Here is a 1526-nt window from a genome sequence, read left to right on the forward strand (position 1 = left end):
GGCCCCTCATCGTCAAGCTGGTTGTGAGTCATTCATTACCTGTTGATTGAAGGAGCCGGCGATGGCCGTTGATAACAAGGGTTTTACGCGTGAAGAGATCCGTGAGTTCATGCATGAGTACTATTTGCAGCCGCACGGGACGAGGAAGGAATGGATGGCCTCGACGTCCGTTTCGGAATGGACGTTCCGCAGGTGGCGCAAGATGATGGTCCAGGGCGATATCGACCGTGGCCTGATTCCGCGGGAGCATGGAGGCATGGTCCCAACGAATCGTGAACTCTCCGCGTTTGAAAAAGCACGCGCGAAGGAAATGGCTGCCCACCGTGCCGAAGTCGAAAAACTCCAGAAGCGGGTGCGGGAGCTGGAGGACACGAATTCCGCGCTGGGAAAAGCTATCGGGCTCTTGCACGAGTTGAGCGTGCCAGAGCCCGATACAACCCCGACGAGCGCTCAGAACGATTCATAGCGGCCGAGAACACCCTGGTCCTGGAGCTGCATGTGATCATCGGCTCCCAGCGGACAGCGCTCAAGCTGGCGGGGGTGTCGCGCGGGACCTGGCATTACCGGTCCAATCCCCGTCCGGCGGTGCAGCACCCGATCCACCAGGCCGACCGGGCCTACGAATCCCGGATCAGCACCGCACATCAGGACCGGATCCTGGGGCTCATCCTGGCCAGCTGGGGGAAGGGCAACTCCGTTGACCATGCCTTCGCCACAGCCTGGGACAACGGCGTGCTGCTCGCCTCCAACCGCTCGTGGTGGCGGATCGCGGCAGAGTACGAGGACCAGCAGGCCCGCCCAACCATCCCGCGCAAGCGCGGGGGCACGCGTGGTTCCTCTGAAAAGCCGGTCCTCAAGGCCACCGGACCCTGCCAGGTCTGGTCCTGGGACATCACCGACATCTATTCCAAGTGGCAGGGCAAGGTTTTCAAGGTGTACTCCATCATGGACATCTTCTCCCGGGAGATCGTCGGCTGGCGGGTGGAGGAACGCGAGTCCGACCACCTCGCCGCGGAGATGTTCAAGACAGCCATCGCCCGGCACGGCGCCCCGCGCATCGTGCACGCCGATTCAGGCCCGGCCATGAGATCAACCCTGCTCCGTGACACCCTCACCGCCCACGGCGTGGAACTCTCCCATAACCGCCCGTACGTCTCCAACGACAATCCCTTCTCGGAGTCAGGCTTTCGCACGATGAAATACCGGTCCGGCTACCCCCGGATCTTCAACGATCTCAAGGCCGCCAGGGAGTACCTCACCTGCTACGTGCACTGGTACAGCACCGATCACAAACACTCCGGCATCGCACTGTTCTCACCATCACAAGTCCACGACGGCTCGTGGAAAGAACTCTGGAACAAACGAGACAAAGTCCACCAGGACTACTACGAACGACACCCAGGAAGATTCCGCCAACGACCCACCACACCGGCCCCCGCCACACACGCCGGGATCAACCTCCCCCAGACCAAAACACCCCAAAAACTAGCCCAGTGACTCCACACAGCTTGACAATTTCCGGGCGT

General features: G+C 61.3%; 2 protein-coding genes. Both read left to right on the forward strand.

The annotated features are described in order from the left end of the window. Positions 1-61 precede the first annotated feature (61 nt). Positions 62-466: a hypothetical protein gene (locus tag AB4Z38_RS25565; RefSeq protein ID WP_441432315.1), complete on the forward strand. Its 405-nt coding sequence runs from the start codon at positions 62-64 to the stop codon at positions 464-466. A gap of 32 nt (positions 467-498) precedes the next feature. Further along, positions 499-1497 carry a transposase gene (locus AB4Z38_RS25570; RefSeq protein ID WP_441432316.1) on the forward strand — a complete coding sequence of 333 codons (999 nt, stop codon included), beginning with the start codon at positions 499-501 and terminating at the stop codon, positions 1495-1497. Positions 1498-1526: the final 29 nt, after the last annotated feature.

It is taken from the genome of Arthrobacter sp. 2RAF6, assembly GCF_052115205.1.
Taxonomy (GTDB): domain Bacteria; phylum Actinomycetota; class Actinomycetes; order Actinomycetales; family Micrococcaceae; genus Arthrobacter.

Bases quoted from the DNA above. Each gene is read 5' to 3' on its own strand.
- AB4Z38_RS25565 (WP_441432315.1), top strand. From the start codon at position 62: ATGGCCGTTGATAACAAGGGTTTTACGCGTGAAGAGATCCGTGAGTTC.